Annotated in this window: 21 protein-coding genes; 12 read left to right on the top strand and 9 right to left on the bottom strand. The window is 48.0% G+C overall.

Annotation, left to right across the window (positions count from 1 at the left end; all coding sequences use genetic code 11):
• The first annotated feature begins 4 nt into the window (after positions 1-4).
• Genes OI18_RS04995 through OI18_RS04980 form a run of 4 tightly spaced genes read left to right on the top strand, consistent with a single transcriptional unit; the run spans position 5 to position 3,071 of the window.
• Positions 5-655 carry a heme exporter protein CcmB gene (locus tag OI18_RS04995; protein WP_039137727.1) on the top strand — a complete coding sequence of 217 codons (651 nt, stop codon included), beginning with the start codon at positions 5-7 and terminating at the stop codon, positions 653-655.
• 54 nt (positions 656-709) lie between these two features.
• A complete protein-coding gene (gene ccsA / locus OI18_RS04990; RefSeq protein ID WP_039137725.1) occupies positions 710-1,378 on the top strand; it encodes a cytochrome c biogenesis protein CcsA in 669 nt (222 codons plus the stop codon).
• The gene (locus OI18_RS04985) at positions 1,371-1,601 is read left to right on the top strand and encodes a CcmD family protein (RefSeq protein ID WP_039137723.1); all 231 of its coding nucleotides are present in this window, start codon (positions 1,371-1,373) and stop codon (positions 1,599-1,601) included. Before ccsA ends, OI18_RS04985 begins: the two co-directional genes overlap by 8 nt.
• A 51-nt stretch (positions 1,602-1,652) precedes the next feature.
• Positions 1,653-3,071: a Glu/Leu/Phe/Val family dehydrogenase gene (locus OI18_RS04980; protein WP_039137721.1), complete on the top strand. Its 1,419-nt coding sequence runs from the start codon at positions 1,653-1,655 to the stop codon at positions 3,069-3,071.
• Between the two features lie 85 nt (positions 3,072-3,156).
• Here the strand turns inward: OI18_RS04980 and OI18_RS04975 are convergent, their stop codons facing one another.
• On the bottom strand, positions 3,157-3,591 hold the full coding sequence (locus OI18_RS04975; RefSeq protein ID WP_039137719.1) for a type I restriction enzyme HsdR N-terminal domain-containing protein: 435 nt from the start codon (positions 3,589-3,591) through the stop codon (positions 3,157-3,159).
• Positions 3,592-3,663: 72 nt separating this feature from the next.
• Here OI18_RS04975 and OI18_RS04970 point away from each other — a divergent pair, with 72 nt between their 5' ends.
• From OI18_RS04970 to OI18_RS04945, 6 genes are all read left to right on the top strand, one after another.
• Entirely contained in the window at positions 3,664-4,434 is a 771-nt protein-coding gene (locus OI18_RS04970) for an AMP nucleosidase (RefSeq protein ID WP_039137717.1), read from the top strand.
• A gap of 13 nt (positions 4,435-4,447) precedes the next feature.
• Entirely contained in the window at positions 4,448-5,062 is a 615-nt protein-coding gene (locus OI18_RS04965) for an HD domain-containing protein (protein ID WP_039137715.1), read from the top strand.
• Positions 5,063-5,171: 109 nt separating this feature from the next.
• The gene (locus tag OI18_RS04960; protein ID WP_039137713.1) at positions 5,172-5,561 is read left to right on the top strand and encodes a hypothetical protein; all 390 of its coding nucleotides are present in this window, start codon (positions 5,172-5,174) and stop codon (positions 5,559-5,561) included.
• A 10-nt stretch (positions 5,562-5,571) separates the two neighbouring features.
• Positions 5,572-7,374 (top strand): ABC transporter ATP-binding protein, encoded by a 1,803-nt coding sequence (locus OI18_RS04955; RefSeq protein ID WP_039137711.1) that lies wholly within the window; start codon positions 5,572-5,574, stop codon positions 7,372-7,374.
• A gap of 167 nt (positions 7,375-7,541) precedes the next feature.
• Entirely contained in the window at positions 7,542-8,591 is a 1,050-nt protein-coding gene (queA, locus tag OI18_RS04950; protein ID WP_039137710.1) for a tRNA preQ1(34) S-adenosylmethionine ribosyltransferase-isomerase QueA, read from the top strand.
• Positions 8,592-8,666: 75 nt separating this feature from the next.
• Positions 8,667-9,590: an alpha/beta hydrolase gene (locus tag OI18_RS04945; RefSeq protein ID WP_039137709.1), complete on the top strand. Its 924-nt coding sequence runs from the start codon at positions 8,667-8,669 to the stop codon at positions 9,588-9,590.
• Positions 9,591-9,711: 121 nt separating this feature from the next.
• Here OI18_RS04945 and OI18_RS04940 read toward each other — a convergent pair whose 3' ends face one another.
• The 3 genes from OI18_RS04940 to OI18_RS04930 form a co-directional block, all read right to left on the bottom strand.
• Entirely contained in the window at positions 9,712-11,034 is a 1,323-nt protein-coding gene (locus OI18_RS04940) for an aspartate kinase (RefSeq protein WP_039137707.1), read from the bottom strand.
• A gap of 74 nt (positions 11,035-11,108) precedes the next feature.
• On the bottom strand, positions 11,109-12,188 hold the full coding sequence (locus OI18_RS04935; RefSeq protein ID WP_039137705.1) for an Ldh family oxidoreductase: 1,080 nt from the start codon (positions 12,186-12,188) through the stop codon (positions 11,109-11,111).
• Entirely contained in the window at positions 12,188-12,640 is a 453-nt protein-coding gene (locus OI18_RS04930; protein ID WP_039137704.1) for a single-stranded DNA-binding protein, read from the bottom strand. Before OI18_RS04930 ends, OI18_RS04935 begins: the two co-directional genes overlap by 1 nt.
• A 226-nt stretch (positions 12,641-12,866) precedes the next feature.
• Here OI18_RS04930 and mnmA point away from each other — a divergent pair, with 226 nt between their 5' ends.
• Positions 12,867-13,964 carry a tRNA 2-thiouridine(34) synthase MnmA gene (mnmA, locus tag OI18_RS04925; protein WP_039137702.1) on the top strand — a complete coding sequence of 366 codons (1,098 nt, stop codon included), beginning with the start codon at positions 12,867-12,869 and terminating at the stop codon, positions 13,962-13,964.
• Positions 13,965-13,986: 22 nt separating this feature from the next.
• The gene (locus tag OI18_RS04920) at positions 13,987-14,775 is read left to right on the top strand and encodes a hypothetical protein (protein WP_039137699.1); all 789 of its coding nucleotides are present in this window, start codon (positions 13,987-13,989) and stop codon (positions 14,773-14,775) included.
• Positions 14,776-14,919: 144 nt separating this feature from the next.
• Here OI18_RS04920 and OI18_RS04915 read toward each other — a convergent pair whose 3' ends face one another.
• The 5 genes from OI18_RS04915 to odhB all read right to left on the bottom strand — a co-directional run bounded on the left by OI18_RS04915 (position 14,920) and on the right by odhB (position 20,511).
• Complete coding sequence (locus OI18_RS04915) at positions 14,920-15,618, bottom strand: LytR/AlgR family response regulator transcription factor (RefSeq protein ID WP_039137697.1); 699 nt, start codon at positions 15,616-15,618, stop codon at positions 14,920-14,922.
• A gap of 10 nt (positions 15,619-15,628) precedes the next feature.
• A complete protein-coding gene (locus tag OI18_RS24375; RefSeq protein WP_052272880.1) occupies positions 15,629-16,699 on the bottom strand; it encodes a sensor histidine kinase in 1,071 nt (356 codons plus the stop codon).
• Positions 16,686-17,636 carry a histidine kinase gene (locus OI18_RS04905; protein WP_152616732.1) on the bottom strand — a complete coding sequence of 317 codons (951 nt, stop codon included), beginning with the start codon at positions 17,634-17,636 and terminating at the stop codon, positions 16,686-16,688. Before OI18_RS04905 ends, OI18_RS24375 begins: the two co-directional genes overlap by 14 nt.
• 127 nt (positions 17,637-17,763) lie before the next feature.
• Positions 17,764-18,930 carry an RsmB/NOP family class I SAM-dependent RNA methyltransferase gene (locus tag OI18_RS04900; protein ID WP_039137693.1) on the bottom strand — a complete coding sequence of 389 codons (1,167 nt, stop codon included), beginning with the start codon at positions 18,928-18,930 and terminating at the stop codon, positions 17,764-17,766.
• Between the two features lie 6 nt (positions 18,931-18,936).
• Positions 18,937-20,511: a 2-oxoglutarate dehydrogenase complex dihydrolipoyllysine-residue succinyltransferase gene (odhB, locus tag OI18_RS04895; protein WP_039137691.1), complete on the bottom strand. Its 1,575-nt coding sequence runs from the start codon at positions 20,509-20,511 to the stop codon at positions 18,937-18,939.
• Positions 20,512-20,537 lie beyond the last annotated feature (26 nt).

Raw genomic sequence — 20,537 nt, 5'->3', positions numbered from 1 at the left:
CAAGTTGAAGAATATAATTTCTCTTTTCAAAAAGGACCTTTTGCTGGAGTTCCGGCAACAATATACCTTCTATGGAATCCTGTTGTATGTCGCCAGCACCATCTTTGTCCTGTATCTCGCGATGGGTCAACCGGAGGACCTGGTATGGAATGGCCTGTTCTGGATGATCCAGTTGTTCGTTTGTGTGAATGCGGTTGCAAAAAGCTTTCTGCAGGAGAGCCGCGGCCGCCTGTTATATTTTTACTCCATTGCCGGTGCCCGCGATTTCATTTTGTCCAAGCTTCTGTTCAATTCCTTGCTGATGGCGTTGCTGAGCCTGGTAACATGGGCATTGTTCAGCCTGTTGCTGGGAAACCCGGTGATTAATGGCCTGAGGTTTATAGGGATCTCGATCCTGGGCGGCTTAGGATTGAGCCTGGTTTTCACTTTCCTGTCGGCAATTGCTGCAAAGGCACAACAGAATGCGGCCCTGATGGCCATCCTCGGTTTCCCGCTAATTGTAACGCAACTGCTGCTGATGATGAAACTTGCCAACACCGCTTTCAGCCAGGTGATACAGGACAGCCTGCTGATGATCGTAGTTTTACTAATTGTAATGGATGTGCTGGTAATCACCCTTTCCATAATCCTGTTTCCCTTTCTCTGGAAAGACTGAGTTTTGCGGAAATGTGAGAATGTCCCCCTAATTTTGCCCCACTTATAACAACATATGCGCCTATCTTGGTGGAAAATACTCTGCATCTTTCTCCTGTTATTCATCTCCATAGCAGGCTTCCTGGGCGGAGTGCCGGCAAAGCCGATCCTGAACGAGACAATCCGTAACCTCTATTTCCATGTTGCCATGTGGTTTGGCATGATGATCTTTTTCATCGTATCGGTGGTGAACTCGGTTCGCTACCTGCGAACGGGCAAGATCAGGTATGATGCCTATTCGGTTGAATACGCCAACACGGGGATCCTGTTTGGGATCCTGGGGCTGGTTACCGGTATGATATGGGCAAACTTTACCTGGGGAAAAGCCTGGAGCAATGACCCAAAACAGATCGGGGCTGCCATTGCACTACTGATCTATTTTGCATACCTGGTCCTGAGGAATTCGATGGTTGACCTTGATAAACGGGCACGGATAAGCGCTGTATACAACATTTTCGCTTTTGCCATGTTGTTCCCTACCATATGGATCATTCCACGACTCGTTGAAAGCCTGCATCCGGGTGGTATGGGAAACCCCGCATTAAATACGGATGATATCGATAGCCGGATGAGATTATTATTCTGGCCGGTTGCAGTTCCGGCATGGACACTGCTCGGCGTATGGATCACTACCCTGCGCATCAGGCTCAAATTACTGGAAGACCAAAAACTGAATCATGCATAAGATCATTGCCTCTATCTGTACCCTGACATTTCTTCTCCTGATCGGATGCAGTCTCGCCGCCCAGGATACCATGCCCAATGAACCTGTTCAGATGGCAGAAGGATTACGCTCAAGTGGAAAGATCTATGTCGTTGTTGCCGTAGTAGTTACCATCCTCGCTGGTGTGGTGGTATACCTGGTTAACCTCGACAAAAAGATCAGCAGGCTTGAGAAGGGTGAATAAATCGTCGACAGCTTAACACCATATAAAAAACAAATTACAAAAACGAAAATCATGTCTGGACATCAAGAGTACAGTTTTTTCGGAGCAGTAGAGCAGAGTTTTGACAAGGCAGCCAGGTTTACGAATTGGGATCCGGGAATTCTGGAACAGATCAAACAGTGCAACTCAGTTTACAGGATGCACTTCCCTGTTAAGATCGGGGACAAGATCGAAGTGATAAAAGCATACCGGGTACAGCATTCACATCACAAAACACCATGTAAGGGCGGAATCCGTTTCGCGACCACGGTAAACCTCGATGAAGTGATGGCCCTTGCCGCACTCATGACCTACAAATGCGCGATCGTGAACGTACCGTTCGGTGGTGCAAAAGGTGGGATAACCATCGACCCGAAAAAATATACTCCATACGAACTTGAAAAGATCACGCGTCGTTACACCCATGAGCTCATCAAAAAGAACTTCATCGGACCTGGTACCGACGTACCTGCTCCTGACTACGGAACAGGTGAACGTGAAATGGCCTGGATCCTCGACACCTATCTCAGTATGAACCCGGGAGAAGTGGATGCACTCGGTTGTGTAACCGGTAAACCGGTAGCTCAGGGTGGTGTTCGCGGTCGTCGCGAAGCAACCGGTCTTGGTGTGTTCTTCGGTATCCGTGAAGTGTGCAACATGGATGATATAATGAAGAAGCTGGGACTCAGCACCGGTATTGAAGGAAAGACAGTAGTGGTACAGGGACTCGGAAACGTAGGGTACCATGCAGCCAAATATTTCCGCGAAGGCGGTGCCAAGGTGATTGCCATTTCCGAATTCGAAGGTGCTATCACAAATCCTGACGGACTGAATGAAGAAGAAGTATTCCAGCATCGTAAGAAAACAGGTTCCATCCTGAATTTCCCCGGTGCCACTAATATCACCAACTCATCAGATGCACTTGAACTGGATTGCGAGATCCTGATTCCTGCTGCCCTGGAAAACGTGATCAATGGTGACAACGCACCACGGGTAAAAGCAAAGATCATCGGTGAAGCTGCGAACGGCCCGCTTACTCCGGAGGCAGATGAAGTGTTTGCTTCCAAAGGTGTACTGGTCGTTCCGGATATGTACCTGAACGCAGGTGGTGTAACAGTTTCTTATTTCGAGTGGCTGAAAAATCTTAGCCACGTACGTTATGGAAGACTGGAAAAACGCTTTACTGAGAACCAGAACAAGAACATCCTCAACCAGATTGAAGGACTGACAGGTAAAAAAGTAAACGATCGGGAGAAGACAATGATCGAGCATGGTCCCGATGAAGTTGACCTGGTATATTCCGGTCTTGAAGAAACCATGATCTCTGCAACCCGTGAAATCATGGAGATCTGGCAAAAGAACCCTTCAATTCCCGACATGCGGACTGCTGCATATGTTGTTGCGATCAACAAGGTAGCAACGAGTTATGCTGAGCTTGGGATTTTCCCATAGGTCGAATTAAAAAGTAAAAATTTAAAAAGGGTCTCCGCGAGGTTGACCCTTTTTTAATTCTTCATTATAAGTTTTGAATTTTCAATCAATGACCCGGGAGGCTGGGAATCTCTGTCAGTTTCCCATCCAGGCGTTGAAAGAAATAGGCTTTACTTCCGTTGGTAATGATGAGGTAAGGCACGGGAATAGCGATATTATAACGAAGCAACTGGTGCAGCACTTCGTCATTCAGCGGCACTTCCATGGCTTTGCATTCAACCATCATCCACGGCTGGTGATTCCTGTCATAAACGAGGATATCGAACCTTTTCGTAAGCTCACCAAGTTGCAGCACTTTTTCAACTGCGATGAGTGCGGGAGGATATTGTTTCACCTGGATCAGGTATTGAAGGAAGTTCTGCCGTACCCACTCTTCCGGGGTGAACAACACCCACCTTTTCCGTGCAACATCAAAGATCTGGCGCTTGCCTTCGTTGGTTCGTATCCGAAACGGGTAGTCGGGGTACTCCAGTGTTTCCATTTGCCAAAGCTATGATTCGAAAATCGTATATTGCCAAAATTCAGTTTTGAAAGGACCCACAACTCAAAGCGCATGAAAACCAAGGAAGAAATTGTTCAGAACTGGCTACCGCGTTATACCGGGCAATCCATAGAAAACTTCGGGAAGTATATATTGCTTACCAACTTCAGCAATTACGTGGATTGGTTTGCAAAGTGGAACAACACCGAGATCATCGGTGTGGGAAAACCAATGCAATGTGCAACCGCCGACGACATCACGATCATCAATTTTGGGATGGGTAGTCCAACCGCTGCAACAGTCATGGACCTGCTTACCGCAATTGAGCCAAAGGCAGTGTTATTCCTGGGCAAGTGCGGCGGATTGAAAAAAAGAAACAAGGTCGGCGACCTTATACTTCCTATTGCGGCGATCCGGGGGGAAGGTACTTCCAATGACTACTTCCCTCCTGAAGTGCCGGCGCTACCGGCGTTTGCCTTACAAAAAGCGGTATCGACCACCATCCGTGACCACGGTGTCGATTACTGGACAGGAACGGTCTACACTACTAACCGCAGGGTGTGGGAACACGATGAACACTTCAAGGAATACCTGCAGAAGATCCGCGCCTATGCGATCGATATGGAAACTGCCACAATCTTCTCTGTTGGCTTTTACAATAAAATTCCTACAGGTGCCCTTTTACTCGTAAGTGATTCGCCGATGATTCCCGAAGGAGTGAAAACGGAAGAAAGCGATAAGAAGGTAACAGGTGAATTTGTTGAGCGCCATATCAGGATCGGAATCGATTCATTGAAACAGCTGATCAATAATGGGCTTACGGTAAGGCATTTGAGATTTTGAAATCATTTTCCGTATGCTAAGAGAAACATTCATAGCGCTTGTGGCGAAGTATACGGATGATGACCGTCTGCCAAATGAACTGTGGACTGAAATTGAAAAACAGTATACAAGTAAAAAAAGGCATTACCATACTTTACAGCACCTCGATAATTTGTTGGCCCAATTGACTGAATTAAAACATAAAATTCAAAACTGGGAAACTCTTTTGTTCACGCTTTACTACCACGACATAATTTACAATCCGTTAAAATCGGACAATGAAGAGAAGAGTGGTGATCTTGCTGAAAAAAGACTACAACAAATTTCAGTCTCCAGTGATACAATAGAGCTTTGCAAAAAGCAGATTTTAGCAACGAAGTCACACCTGGAATCCGCTGACAACGACACCAATTATTTTACGGATGCTGACCTTTCCATATTAGGACAAGGCTGGGAAACTTATTCTTCCTATTACAAAAGCGTAAGGATGGAATATTCTATGTACCCAGACTTTTTGTACCATCCGGGACGTAAAAAAGTTTTGCATCACTTTTTGACAATGGACAGGATATTCAAAACAGACTTTTTTTATAAGAAGTTTGAAACACAGGCAAAACAGAACTTACAAAAAGAATTAGAACTGCTTTGATGACTATAACTTTGACCGGCGACTAACTACGTAAAGAAATAAAGACTTCAAAGCAACCATTTAAGCAATACCAGTATCAATAGGTGAATCAGAACAAAAATTTACTAAGATGAAAAAAGTATTGAGTGTTGTCCTCGCGGCAGGTTTTATGATCGCCTGCAAGAGTTCAAAAAGCCCGGGTGAGCAAGGGGTATTAACAGGAAAACTGGTGATCAGCGAACTTTGCAATCATTACGTCGTGGGCCTGGAATCGGGAAGCCTGGATACAGCGAAAATTGCGGCGTCGTGGGCGGACGAAAAACGGAACGCTACATTTTCAAATGTGTTTAGTGTGGCTAGCAAGTGCAGTTTTGCGCAGGCAGGATTAAAAGAAGGCGATGTGTTTACATTTGAGGTGTCGCCGCAACCGACGGAGGAGAACTGCATGCAATGCATGGCGTATTACCCGATACCGGAACGGTCATTGTATATCCGGAACATCAAAAAAATCAACAAATAATTTTCTATAGGTGTCGCCTTTACTCGAGATCAGGGACCTTGGTGTGGCATTCCGTTCCGGGAAGGAACAGGTAACAGCCACAGAGCATGTTTCGTTTACGGTAAACCGTGGCGAGATCGTTGCCGTGGTTGGTGAATCCGGTTCAGGCAAATCAGTAACCGCGTTATCCTTGTTGAGACTGCTTCCCGCGGACAAAGCCGTGTACCCGTCGGGCGAGTTGCTGTTCAGCGCAAATGGCGACACTCCGGTTGACCTGCTGAAAATGGGCGACAGGGATTTACGAAAGGTCCGGGGTAGTGAGATTGCCATGATCTTCCAGGAACCGATGACTTCCCTCAATCCCGTATTTACCTGCGGCGACCAGGTTGCCGAGGCGATAATGCAGCACACGGAATTAACCCGGAAGGAAGCCAAACAACTTACCATTGAACTATTCGCAAAGGTGCAGCTGCCAGACCCGGTGTCCCTTTTCAAACGTTATCCCCACGAAGTAAGCGGCGGCCAGAAACAGCGGGTGATGATCGCAATGGCCATCTGTTGCCAGCCAAGGTTGCTCATAGCTGATGAGCCCACGACCGCTCTTGACGTAACGGTCCAGAAGGGGGTGCTGGAACTACTGGCCTCGTTACAGGCACAGACGCAGATGGGAATGATCTTCATTACACACGACCTTGGCGTGGTCCGCGATATTGCTCATCGCGTGGTAGTCATGTACCGCGGAACCATCGTGGAAGAAAATACTACCGATGGACTGTTTAATGCCCCCAAACATCCATATACGAAAGCCCTTCTCGCCTGCCGGCCCATTCTTCATCACAAGGGAAGCCGGCTGCCGGTAGTAAGCGATTTCTGGCAACCGGATCCGGAAGGCAAAATAAGCCAGGCAAGCCCCAATGAAGTTTTACAACCCATTCATACTGACAGTTCAAAGTCGACTTTGCCGGTTGCGGGTGATGTCGGTGACTTCGTTGGAGGCGACCGCATACAAAAGGCCGGCGGTAAGATCACGGGCAATCCCCTGTTGCGTGTAACCGACCTGAGCGTGTGGTTCCCCGCCGAAAAGAAATTCTTCGGAAAGCCGGAAAAGTTCATCAAAGCAGTGGACGGCCTCAGCTTCGATATTTTTGAAAATGAGACCCTGGGGGTGGTGGGTGAATCGGGGTGTGGTAAAACAACGTTGGGACGGACCCTGCTTTGCCTGCAGTCCGCGACTAATGGAAGCATCCTTCACCGCGGAAAAGACCTGCTGACCATGGAAAAAAAAGAGTTGCAGGCGCTAAGGAAGGAGATCCAGGTGGTTTTCCAGGATCCCTATGCGTCGCTTAACCCGCGGTTAACTATTGGCGAAGCAATCCGGGAGGCGATGCAAGTGCACGAAGTACTCGATTCAGGAAGGGCCAGGAAGGAAAGGGTTGTCGAATTGCTTGAGAAGGTTAATCTTAAAGCTGACCACTTTAACCGTTATCCGCATGCTTTCAGCGGCGGACAGCGGCAGCGCATAGGCATAGCCAGGGCACTCGCCCTGAACCCGGGATTTATCGTATTTGATGAGAGTGTTTCCGCGCTGGACGTGAGCGTGCAGGCGCAGGTCCTGAACCTGGTCAACGACCTGAAAGCCGAATTCGGTTTTACGGCCATGTTCATTTCCCATGACTTGGGTGTGGTACGGTATATAAGTGACCGTATACTCGTGATGAACAAGGGAGTGATCGAGGAAATCGGGCAGGCGGAGACGGTTTTCAGCCAACCGGCTTCAGCCTATACCAGGAAATTGCTGGAAGCAATCCCCGGAAATAAGCGCCAGTCGGGCTAATCCTGAAAGATCAAAGTTTTTCCATACCTTCGCAGCCTTTGAACATCATGCCGTAACATGATAACAAACCCGGTGCCGTAAGACCGGGCTTGAAAGACACTCAAAGAAGGACCCTTCTTTACCCGGTTTGTGTCGTGTGGCTGATGGTTGTAAAAACCATTTAATACATGAAGCTATCACAGTTTAAGTTCGACCTCCCTTTAAACCTTATTGCCCAGCACCCTGCAAAGAAAAGAGAAGACAGCCGGATGATGGTTGTGCACCGCAAGACCGGAAATATCGAGAACAAAAATTTCCGTGATATCCTTGAATATTTCGACGACAAGGATGTCTTCGTTGTGAACAATACCAAAGTGTTCCCCGCAAGAATGTATGGCCGAAAAGAGAAGACAGGCGCCAAGATCGAAGTGTTCCTGCTTCGTGAACTCAACAAACCAAACCGCCTTTGGGATGTAATCGTTGACCCGGCCCGTAAGATCCGTGTCGGCAACAAACTCTATTTTGGCGACAATGATGAACTGGTTGCAGAAGTAATTGACAATACAACGAGCCGCGGCCGTACGATCCGTTTCCTGTGGGATGGTACCGACGAAGAATTCCGCCAGATGCTCGAATTCCTGGGTGAAACCCCACTTCCCAAATACATCAAGAGAAAACCCGACGAGGAAGACAAAGAGCGTTTTCAGACAGTTTATGCAAAACATGAAGGTGCTGTTGCTGCTCCAACTGCAGGACTTCACTTTTCGCGCGAGCTGATCAAGCGCCTGGAGATCAAGGGTGTCCGCTTCGCCGAAGTAACGCTTCATACCGGGCTTGGAACTTTCCGTCCGATCGAAGTGGAAGACCTCAGCAAGCACAAGATGGACGCTGAATATTACCGTATTGAAGACAATGCCTGCCAGATAGTGAACAAGGCAAAGACTACAGGTCACCGCCTCTGCTCAATTGGAACTACTACCATGCGGGCTATTGAATCTTCATTTACTGCGGAAAAACTGCTGAAGCCTTCCGAAGGATGGACTAACCACTTCATCCATCCCCCTTACGAGTTTTCCATTGCAGACGCGCTTGTTACGAATTTCCATCTTCCCAAGACAAGCCTGCTGATCATGACCTGCGCTTTTGCCGGTTATGACCTGGCGATGGAAGCCTACAGGAAAGCAATCAAGGACAAGTATCGTTTCTTCAGTTATGGAGATGCCATGCTGGTTATTTAACAAACTTCTTTTCGATAAGACCGCCTGTTTTGCAGGCGGTTTTTTATTTTCATCCTGGTTTGTAATGAATACACTATGAAAAAGATCCTCTTCACCGTTATGTCCGCTGCAATTTCCTTCGCTGCTGTGTCCCAGGAAACAATCCCCTTGTATGAAGGCGCAATTCCCAACAGCAAGCCTTCACAACTTCAGGAAAAATCGGAGGTAGCCGGTAACGGCCGCTTCCTCATTTCCAATGTAACCACTCCTACCCTGACGGTATTTCTTCCACCGGCTGACAAAGCCAACGGAACAGCCGTGATCGTGGTACCGGGTGGCGGTTATCGTTTTATTGCCGCAGAACATGAAGGTACTGCTGTTGCGAAAGCACTTAACGAATGGGGTGTAACTGCATTCGTTCTGAAATACCGGCTGCCATCTGATGAAACGATGACGGACAAGACCATCGGCCCGCTGCAGGATGCGCAGCGAGCCATCCAGATCGTAAGGGAGAAAGCCAAGCTATGGCAAATCAACCCGAAGCAGGTTGGAATAATGGGATTCAGCGCAGGTGGACATCTTGCCGGATCAGCAACTGTTCATTTTGACCAGGCTTTTATCCCGAACCCCTTAAAAACATCCCTGCGTCCCGATTTCGCGATCCTCGCCTACCCTGTCATCAGCTTTACCGATGAATTTGCACATAAGGGAAGCCGTGAGCAGCTGCTTGGTAAGGAACCAGCGCCGGACAAACTAAAATTCTTTTCGCTGGAGTTGCAGGTAACCAAACATACCCCGCCGGTTTTCCTGATGCATGCGCGCGATGATAAGGCAGTAAAAGTGCAGAACAGTGAGGTATTTGCGGAAGCCCTGGAAAAAAACAGGGTGAAGCACGATATGTACCTCTACGAAAAAGGTGGTCACGGTTTCGGCCTCATTAATACGCAAAGCGATGTAGACTGGATGAAATATGTTTACCAGTGGCTGTTCAACCAGGATCTGATACTGAAGAAGAGGTAATTGGCCCTGCGATGAAATAATTGCAGTTAATAAGTAAATAGGTCAATAAGTGAATAAACCGGGTCGCACCGCGACCTATTCACTTATTGACCTGTTCAGTTATCGACTACTCGCCAACTCGTTAATCCAATCCGAACAGTCCTTTATTCAAAAGCTGGAGTGTTTGTGTCTTGTATGGTGACGCAATCAGCAGCGAAACGTTGTGCCTGCTTCCACCATAACTTACCATTCGTACCGGCACAGGTTTCAAGGATTCGAACAGCTTGCTGAGAATATCCTGCGTTTGTGCAATATTGTTTCCTACAACAGAAACGATGGACTGGTCACTATCAACTTCCACACTGCCGAATGGTTCGAGCTCCTTCACGATTGCGTCCAGGAATGCTGGGTTGTCGATCGTAACAGATACGGCCACTTCGGACGTCGTGATCATGTCGATGGGTGTGCGGTATTTCTCGAAAACTTCGAAGATCTTGCGGAGGAAACCATAAGCCAGCAACATGCGGCTGCTCTTGATGTTGATGGCGATAATGCCATCTTTTGCCGCGATGGCTTTTACACCTACGGAGCCGGCTTCCTTTGTAATTACTGTACCAGCAGCTTCCGGTTGCATTGTATTCAGCAGCTTAACCGGAACCTTCTCCTGTTGGGCAGGCCAGATACATGTCGGATGCAGGATCTTTGCTCCAAAATAGGCGAGCTCGGCAGCTTCCTCAAAGCTCAGTTGCTCAACCGGAACGGTCTTGCCTACGACACGCGGGTCATTATTGTGCATCCCATCGATGTCGGTCCAGATCTCACACACGGTACCATTGATGGCCGCAGCTATCAGTGAGGCAGTATAATCGCTTCCGCCGCGTTTGAGGTTATCTACTTCTCCTTTTGCGTTCCGGCAGATATAACCCTGGGTAATGAACAGGTCTGTTCCCTTGTTTGCGGCCAGAATACCGGTCAGTTTCTGCCTGATGGCACTGACCTGGGGTTCGTCGTTCGCATCGATGCTCATGAATTCAAGCGCAGGCAACAAAGCGTGCTTAATACCGGCTTCTCCGAGAAAAACGGAAAACAGTTTGGTGCTCATCAATTCGCCCTGTGCCAGAATATCCTTGTTCAGCGCTTCATTGAATGAAATGCGGGTTATGATGTTCAGGAATTCAAAGTGCTCTGAGATGATGGCATGCGCTTTTTGCCTGGAGCTTTCCTGTTTGACCAGATCATTGATGAAAGTGTGGTAATGCGCTTCAAGTTTATCGATGATGGCTTTGGCTTCCTGCTTGTCGCCTTTGGCCAATGCTTCACCTATGGAAACCAGCGTATTGGTCGTTCCGCTAAGGGCGCTCAATACTACAATTTTCGGTTCTTCATCCCTGGTAATCAGGTCTGCAACCTGGTGCATACGCTCCGGTTTTCCCACGGAGGTGCCCCCGAACTTCATTACTTTCATAAAAGGTCAATAAATCAATAAGTCAATAAATGAAAAGGTAAACCCCAATTCAAACGGGTGCAAATTTACAGGATTCAGAATGGAATAGAGAACCTTTTGGCAATCGATTGAAGATCCTCTACTACTGCGGGCAATAATGGGATACCATTCTCCGCCCTTTCCTTTTCCAGGAATCGTTCCGGGTCGCCCGGAATGATCACGGGAACATCCTCTTTGATGCTTTTTGCGGACCGGAATCTGCGGATCCAGTTATCCATGTGGTGTTTAAAGTCAGATGCCGGGCGGAATGCATCGATACGCATGGCGCCAAAGAAATGTCCTATTCCTTTACCGGGCATACCTGTTGGCATCGGAACATAGGCAGGAAATGGAGGAACCCAGGGGCCGTAGTTCGCCCCGCTCAAAACTGCAGAGAAGATATCTACGATGGCACCCAGGGCATAACCCTTATGACTTCCATGCTCACGGTCACCCCCAAGCGGAAGCAATGCTCCGCCATTCTTCAACGCATGAGCATCGGTTGTTCCTGTCCCCGATGCGTCCTGGATCCAGCCTTCGGGAGCCGCTTCTTTTTTACGCTGGAGGATCTCCAGCTTTCCATTGGCAGCTGTAGTAGTAGCCATATCGGCAACAAAAGCGGGCTCTTCGCCTGCGGGAATAGCCACACAGATGGGATTGGTACCCAGCAGTCGCTCAACCGAGAATGTCGGGGCTACCAGGGCGCTTGCATTGGTCATGCTGATCCCGATCATATCATGCTCAAGGGCCATCATTGCATGCCTGGCAGCAATGCCGTAGTGGTTGCTGTTCTGCACACTGACCCACCCGGTTCCCACCTGCCGGGCCTTTTCGATGGCAATCTTCATGGCGTTTGGAGCAACTACCAGACCGAGTCCGCTGTCGCCATCCACCACCGCGGTGGAAGGAGTTTCATGTACAATGCTGATTTCCGGGTCAGCATTTACCCGGCCCGCTTCCCAGAGCCGGACGTAGCCGCTGAGACGGGCAATTCCGTGCGAGTCGACGCCCCGCAGATCAGCACTCAACAGTACATCCGCCGCCAGGGCTGCATCCTCATCGGAACAGCCAATAGCGCGGAACATTTTTATTGTGAACTCATTAAGCTGCCCGTAAGTGAAAATTTGTGACTCCATCAGAAGGGCAGATCATCATTAGCAGAATCCATATTGATCGGAGCGGCCTGGGTCGACTGGTTCCCATACTGGTTACCACCGTATGACTGGCCTGACTGTTGTCCACCATAGGACTGTCCGCCACCCTGGTTATCAGGCCTGGTGCCCAGTAACTGTACACTTTGCACGCGAAGTGACAGTGAAGCGCCCGTTGTGCCGTCATTCTTTGGATATGTCCTTACCTCGGGAGCACCTTCAACATACACCTGCGTTCCCTTTTTCAGGTAAGGAGCAATAGCGGTACGATCGGACCAGTATGCGCAATCCACCCAAATCGTCTTCTCCTGCTGGTTACCCTGAGCATCACGGAACTTCTCCGTATGCGCTACCGTAAAATTCATTACTGACTTGCCGTTCACATTATTCGTCACACAATCCCTTCCCAGATTTCCAATTACCTGAAGTTTGATCATACAGATTATTTAGCTACGTGTTTTAAATTATCCTGCAATTTAGGGTGAAGGGCAATTCAGAAAAACCGTTAAATCACCTAAAATGAATTTACTATCGTAACACGTTGTTTATCAATCAACTGGTTATTCACCATTTACTAACGATTCCCTAAAACGGCCCCAGTCGTTTGCATATACAAACCACGCCCAAATCATTCGTATATTTGCACCCTTAAACTGAACAGAAATGAGCCGAAAGGGGAAAGTGCTGGTAGCTATGAGCGGGGGTATTGACAGTACCGTTACCGCCCTGATGCTGCACAATGAAGGCTACGAAGTGGTGGGAATCACCATGAAGACATGGGATTACGCTACTTCCGGCGCAAGCAAGAAGGAGACGGGTTGCTGCAACCTGGATTCTTTCAATGACGCGCGTATGGCCGCAGTCCAGCATGGCTTCCCGCATTTCGTTCTCGATATCCGCGATGAGTTCGGTGATTTCGTGATTGATAATTTTGTCGAAGAATACCTGGCAGGACGTACCCCAAATCCCTGCGTAATGTGCAATACCCATATCAAATGGCGGGCATTGCTGAAGCGTGCCGATGCCATGGAATGCGAGTTCATTGCGACAGGTCACTACGGCAATATCGGCCAGCATTCCAACGGCCGGTATTATGTGAGCAAGGGACTGGATGAAACAAAAGACCAGAGTTATGTGCTTTGGGGACTGCAGCAGGACCTGCTGAGCCGGACCCTCCTGCCCCTGGGCAAATACCGCAAGACTGAGATCCGCCAGATGGCCCACGATTACGGCTACCCGGAACTGGCAAAGAAGGCAGAGAGCTATGAAATCTGTTTTGTTCCCGATAATGACTACCGTGGATTCCTGAAAAAGAAGGTCGATGGACTTGAAGAGCGGGTAATGGGCGGGGCATTCGTTGACAAACATGGCAAGATCCTCGGTAAACACAAGGGCTACCCATTCTATACGATCGGGCAAAGGAAAGGACTTGATATTGCCCTCGGACGGCCGGTATTCGTAACCGCGATTGACCCAGACACCAATACAGTTATGTTGGGTGACGAGGAAGACCTGAACCGGTCAGAAGCGATTGTAAGCAGGATCAACTGGATGAAATATGATAGTGTTACCGAAGGCATGGAAGCGACCACAAAGATCAGGTATAAGGATAAGGGAAGTTTATCTACCTTGCACGCGCACGATAACGGCGTTCAGGTGAAGTTTTACGATGATGTAAAGGGGATTGCACCAGGACAAAGCGCCGTTTTTTACGAGGGTGATGACGTAATCGGAGGCGGTATCATCCAACGCAATATTTGAGGCTGATAATCGTTACAACGCTATGACAAAACTGACTGGTTTTCTATTGACCATTTGTTCCCTGGTATTGGTTAGTTCCTGCAGTAAAGACCCCGTAAAGCTGGAAGAGGAAAACCTGGCAGACTATTTCAACCTTGAACCTGGTAAGTACACCATTTACCAACTTGACTCACTTGTCAAGGTTCCCTTTAACGATACTGCTTTCACTACAGTAAGTTACCAGGCAAAGGACCTGGTGGATACCATCATTACCGATGGCCTGGGTCAGAAAAGCTGGCGGATCTTCCGTTACCTGCGCCCGGTGAACAGTACTGATGAATCAGACTGGCGATCAGATATCACGTATTTCATCACCCCCACCCGCAATGATGTACAGGTTGTTGAAAATAACCTGCGTTTCCAGAAACTTGTATTACCGATAACACAGGATAAGGTATGGAGGGGAAATTCGCACATAGCCACTACACCAGGTAGTTCGCTTGACTACCTCGATGCCTGGGAATATTCCTACCAGGCCATTAATGAGCCCTTTATGCCCTGGGATGTCGAAATAGACAGCACCGTCACCGTTTTGCAGGCCGATATAGCAGAGAGTGCATATGAGTATAGCCCGGTCGATATTGACCAGGATGGTTACCGTACCCATAGCTATGAAGTGTATGCGAAGAACGTTGGTCTTATTTACAAGTATCTCGTTCACTGGAAATATGAGGCACGCACCCTGAATGGGAACGGAACTCCGGTGCCCCCCTACCCAAGTGGAAACAAACTGGGGTTTGGGATTACGATGAGAATGCTTTCCCACAACTAGGTCAGCGTCCACAGAGACCTTCTGATACCGGGATGACACCGGGATGACTCCGGGATGCCTTCACTGAATCGCTATGCTTTCCCGGTGAAACAGTGAACAGACAGTATACGAACAGTGGACCCATAGCGGACCCACAGGGGAGTTTTAGCGGGGATTAAGGGCTGCTTCTACCTGCTGGCGATACATCCGGCCAACCGGCAGTTCAGTTTTGGCAATCCATACTAGTTCATGGTTGAACGATTCTATTTTATCCAGCGACACTATAAATGAACGGTGGATCCTGAGGAACTGCTCTTTGGGGAGATTGGCTTCAATGGCAGAAATTGAAACTTTTGTAACGACCGAAGCGTTTTGGGTAACCACTTTGATGTAATCTTTCAGGCTTTCGATATACAGGATATCGCTGAGCTGGACTTTAACCATTTTGCGTTCTGTCCGCAACTGGATGAATTGGGGGGAAGATTTAGCAACAGAATCCGAGTTGGCGGGTTCGATCTTGCCAACCGCTTTCAGGAAACGTTCAAACGAAACAGGTTTTAGCAAGTAATCCACAGCGTCAAGATCAAACCCTTCTACGGCATATTTCCGGTAAGCCGTAGTGAAGATGACAGCAGGCGCCCGTTTGAGCGTCCTGACCAGGTCTGTACCCAGCAGTTCCGGCATTTTTATATCCAGGAAGATCAGTTCAACAGGATGTTGCTGTAGGAAATTGAACGCGTCTATGGCATCTGTAAAAGTGGCTTCCAGTTTTAATGACTGCACCTGTGCAATATACTTCCTGAGGATTTCCAATGCAGGTGGCTCATCATCCACAACTATACAGGTAATACTTTTTTCAGGCATAGGAATCAGTTTATGCTGTCAGCGCGAGCTGAAGCTTCACATTAAAGACGGTATCTGTTGATTCAATTGCTAGTGAGTGCCGGCCGGGATAAAGCAGCTGCAATCTTTTCTTCACATTCTTAAGACCAATACCGGAATTACCATTTGAATGAATGTCTGAGGCAGGCTTGCTATTTGCCAGTCTGAAAGAAACCATGTCACCGGCAACATCGAGTACCATCCTGACCCACTGGTTACCGCGCATGATACTTGCACCATGCTTGAAACTGTTTTCCACGAAGGGAATCAGCAACAATGGTGCAATAAATTTTTGTGACACATCACCATTCACTTCGATCCGGAAATCAAGCCTGTCGCCATACCTAACTTTTTCCAGTTCAACATAGTCAACGACCATCCTGATCTCTTTATCAAGCGGTACAAGAGGTTCGCGGCAATCGTTCACCATATAGCCGATCGTATCGGAAAGTTTGTCAACAAGTTCACCTGCAACAGGTGAGCGATCAAGCGCAAAGGAATAAATATTATTCAGAGTATTGAACAGGAAGTGAGGATGGATCTGGGCTTTCAACAGTTGCAATTCGGCCTTTGAATTCTCCCGGATGAGTTGCTTTTTCTCTTCCATCTTAAAGTGATAATTCTTGAATAATTTCAGGGTAAGGAACATGGCACATGATACAGGGGGCCCGTTAATAATATAATTCATGGAAAAATACCATGCAATCATCTTCCGCTCATCCGGCGGGAGTTGTAAAATATCGAACGCTAAGATCTGGTTGGTCATAAACAGCAGGTACGCCAATAAAAGTGCAGCAAACATCCACGCGGCAAAAAGGCGGTATTTTTTTGTCATAAAGTACTTTGGAATGATAAAGTACGTCACCGAATAGGTTAAAGCAATCGCAATGAAGACCTGGAATTGGAACTGCGATTTCAGGCTCCATTGAATAAATGATTTGAAATCAAAGAAAAAAACAGTTGCCCATATTAGCCAGAACGCAGAATGGAGCAGCCAGAAGCACAGGTGCCTGTAATACTTTGCCGGTTTTCGTTCCGTGAATATGAATTCATGCATGCTCATATGCTTCGGTTTGCCGCACAAGTTCAATAGTTGTTTCACCAAGAACCGATTTCACCCGTAACTGGTCAGCTTCAACAGTAACAGCAATGATTGATGAGCCTGTATGCTGTAAATTTTCCTCCACCAGTTTCAGCAGTGACATGGGGATGATCTGTCTGCCCTGTGGATCACCAAATATGTCCATCGATAAACTATCGCTTCTATTTTTTTTGTGTTGAAGTTGAAGAAGGTTTTCACATTCAGCAAGTTCCTTTTCCAATGGAATATTTGCTTTATCGTTTTCATAAACACTATAACTGAGAAGGTCTGCCATTTTCAGGATCATTGATGGAGCTGCATCAGAAGATGTATTGATAAGCGACCGGATATGACCGAGTGAGTCCAGGAGGAATTCGGGATGAAAAGCAGATTTCTGCAGTTGCCATTCTGCCTGTAAAGTATTCCGAAGAATCTTCACATTTTCCTGTTGTTGCAGGTAATAGAATTTTTCCAACCTGATGCCCATTGCCACAACCGAGATCACCATTGCCCACCGGGTATTGTAATTTCCAAACTCGAGCCGGTGGCGGAAGTTGTTTTCTTTTGGTGTGGAATAATGAACATGGCTGAGGAAGATATCTGCCGTGAAATAATTCACTACGGTTCCCGCCAGGTACAGCAACAAGAAACCGGCAATGAAAACAGCATATCTTTTTGGGATCAGGAAGCGCGGCAAAAGGAAAAAAATGGAGACATAGACCATTGTGATAAGCACCGGGCCGAAGCAACATACGTTCAGGAAGGCAAAATACCAGGTGTCAGCAATAAAGAATTCGCTGTACTTGCGCGGCGCTACACTCTGGATATAAAAATAACTGAGGTATACCAGCCAGAACACTAAATGCCTGGCAATACAATGGCGGGATTCGCCTGATAAAAAGAAAGCTGAAGTACTCACTGGCAGCTATTCTGACCTAAAGGTAGACATTAACAGGTAGCCCGGTATCTGCTGAAAATGGATAGTAGACAAACAATAAGGTAGGGTCGACAAATGGTTTATATCGCCAATAACCGGCTGCTGGTACCTAGATGTGTTTCATAATAGCTGCGAACATATTGTCAGCCTTCTCTGAATAGCCACTGATGAATTGCTGTGAAACTAATTCGAGCGGGTAATTGCTTAAGAAGTGATTTACATTTTCTTCATTCTCATCCCTGTAAACGGAACAGGTGATATACAATAGCAAGCCACCGGGCTGGAGCTTTCGCATGGCGTTGCCTATGATCTTCCGCTGGAGTTCCGCATACCTGGTAATCTCTGCCTTGTCGAATGTAGCCAGGTTTTCCGGGTTCCTGCTCCAGGTGCCACTGCCGGAACAGGGTACATCGGCGATGATCAGATCCTGTCGCGGGATTAATGGAGTGGCAACCGACAGGTCTACAACAAGGCTTTCAAATTCAAAGATCCTGGCTTCCTTGAAACGACGCCGGAGATTTTCCAGGATCGAAGATCGGATATCGCTGACCGTTAGCAGTGCAGACGGGAACATGTCTTTCGCCATAATAGCTTTTCCACCACTTGCTGCGCAGCAGTCCCAGATCCTGAATTCTTCAGCCATCTGGTAGTAATCATGTGCCGCCCTCATGATCCTTCCGACGCGCTGCGAACTCAGGTCCTGAATTACAACCTGCTGGTTCAGGGTGAAATGCTCTTCAACGGAAAAGCCGTTTGGAAGCCGGACAGACCCGGGTTCCGGGATGGAGTAGCTGATACCAAGCTTGTCGAGTTTCTTAATAACATACTCTTCAAAACCAGGGCGAATGCGAATAAAAAGATCCGGTTGCACCAGGTGTGAAACTGCAAATGCCAGTTGATCAGGTTCATCACTCATTTGCCCGGGAAAGGGGAATATGGTAAGATCGGTGATTTTGCAGCCCGCAAGTTCACACTTCATTTCCAGTGGCATCGAAGCCTGCTCATTCCATACCGGTTCCAGGGCCTGCAGCAGCGCATTGGGTTCTGTTGAACAGAAAAACAGCCCGGTCAGAATGCGCTTTTCGGCTGGCCATTCAGGTAAGGCCTGTCCCATCCGGAAATAGGCATAGCATAGTTGAAGGATCTGCCTGCGATCCCGGGACCCATGCTTTTTGTGGGACGAGAAATACTGTTTTGCGTAATGGACAAAAGGCATCTCTCCCTTATATGCCTGTACCAGCAGAAGGGCTGTCTGTAAATGTGCTTTTGCAAACATGAAGACTTAAACTTCGAGCAGTGTCTTAACGGGATCCTTACCGAACAAAAGGAGTTCGGGGTTTTCCAGCAGTTCCTTCACCCTTACGAGGAAGCTAACCGATTCGCGGCCATCGATAATGCGGTGATCATAGCTGAGCGCGAGGTACATCATCGACTTCACCACAACCTGGCCTTTTTCCACCATCGGGCGTTCCTGGATCTTGTGCATTCCGAGGATAGCAGATTGCGGGATATTAATGATCGGCGTGCTCATCAATGAACCGAACACACCACCATTGGTGATGGTAAAGGTACCACCCTGCATTTCTTCCATGGTCAGCTTGTTGTCGCGCGCTTTCGTCGCCAGCTCAACCACTTTCTTTTCGATGTCAGCCATTCCCAGGCTTTCGGCGTTCCGGATTACAGGAACTACAAGTCCTTTCGGTGCGGATACTGCGATTGAGATATCACAGAAGTCGTGATACACTATTGAGTCGCCATCAATGTATGCATTAACAGCAGGCCACTCCTGCAGGGCAAAACATACAGCTTTGGTGAAGAAGCTCATGAAGCCGAGGTTTACACCATGGCTTTCCTTGAATTTATCTTTGTATTTAGTTCGGATCGCCATGATCGGCCCCATGTCTACCTCGTTGAAAGTAGTAAGCATTGCCGTAGTGTTCTTGGCTTCCACAAGCCTGCGGCTTACTGTCTTCCGCAGGTTGCTCATTTTTTCGCGTTTTTCGCTGCGGGTAAAGAGTTCCGCCCCGGGTTTACGTCCGGGATTATTGAGTGCATCCAGCACATCCAATTTCATGATCTTGCCGCCGGTACCGCTTGGGGTCACAGTTTTAGGATCTACTTTTTTATCGGCGATAATGGCTGCCGCAACTGGGCTTGCCTTGAGATCGTTAGGTGCGGCAGTAACGGGTGCGTTCACGGCAGCAGGGCGGGCATCAGCAGCAGGTTTTGCCTGTTCAGCAGCTGCAGCTTTACCCGAGCTGACAGGAACAGCTATGTCAGTATTGATCTTCGCCACAATATCACCGATCTTCAGCACATCACCTTCTTTTGCAATTGGTGAAAGCTGGCCGGCTTCTTCAGCGTTCAGTTCGAAAGTAGCTTTCTCGCTTTCCAGTTCACACAGTACTTCGTCGCGCTGAACGAGATCACCTTCTTTCTTCAGCCATTTGATGAGCGTAACTTCTGAGATCGATTCGCCAACAGTCGGCACTTTCATTTCGATAATGCCCTTACCTGCAGCTTTCGCTTCCGCAACCGGAGCCGGTGCGGGTGCAGATGCAGCAGGTGCAGCTGGTGATCCGTTGGTTGGAGCAGTAGCTGCCGAAGCGCCGGCAGGCGCAGCAGCTGTTTCATCAATAGAAGCTACCACATCACCTATTTTAAGTGTGTCGCCTTCGCCGGCGCGGGTATTCAACACACCGGCCTGCTCGGCATTCAATTCAAATGTCGCCTTTTCACTTTCCAATTCTGCAATTACTTCATCGCGCTGAACGTAAGCACCATTCGGTTTTAACCATTTTACCAGGGTTACCTCTGTAATAGATTCCCCAACTGTCGGAACTTTTATATCGATCATAGTTTCAAATTCAAAAGTGAAAATTC

This window comes from Flavihumibacter solisilvae, assembly GCF_000814475.1.
In the GTDB taxonomy this organism is placed as follows: domain Bacteria; phylum Bacteroidota; class Bacteroidia; order Chitinophagales; family Chitinophagaceae; genus Flavihumibacter; species Flavihumibacter solisilvae.
Note: the sequence above shows the minus strand (reverse complement) of the source record. Positions and strands in the feature narration are given on the sequence as shown.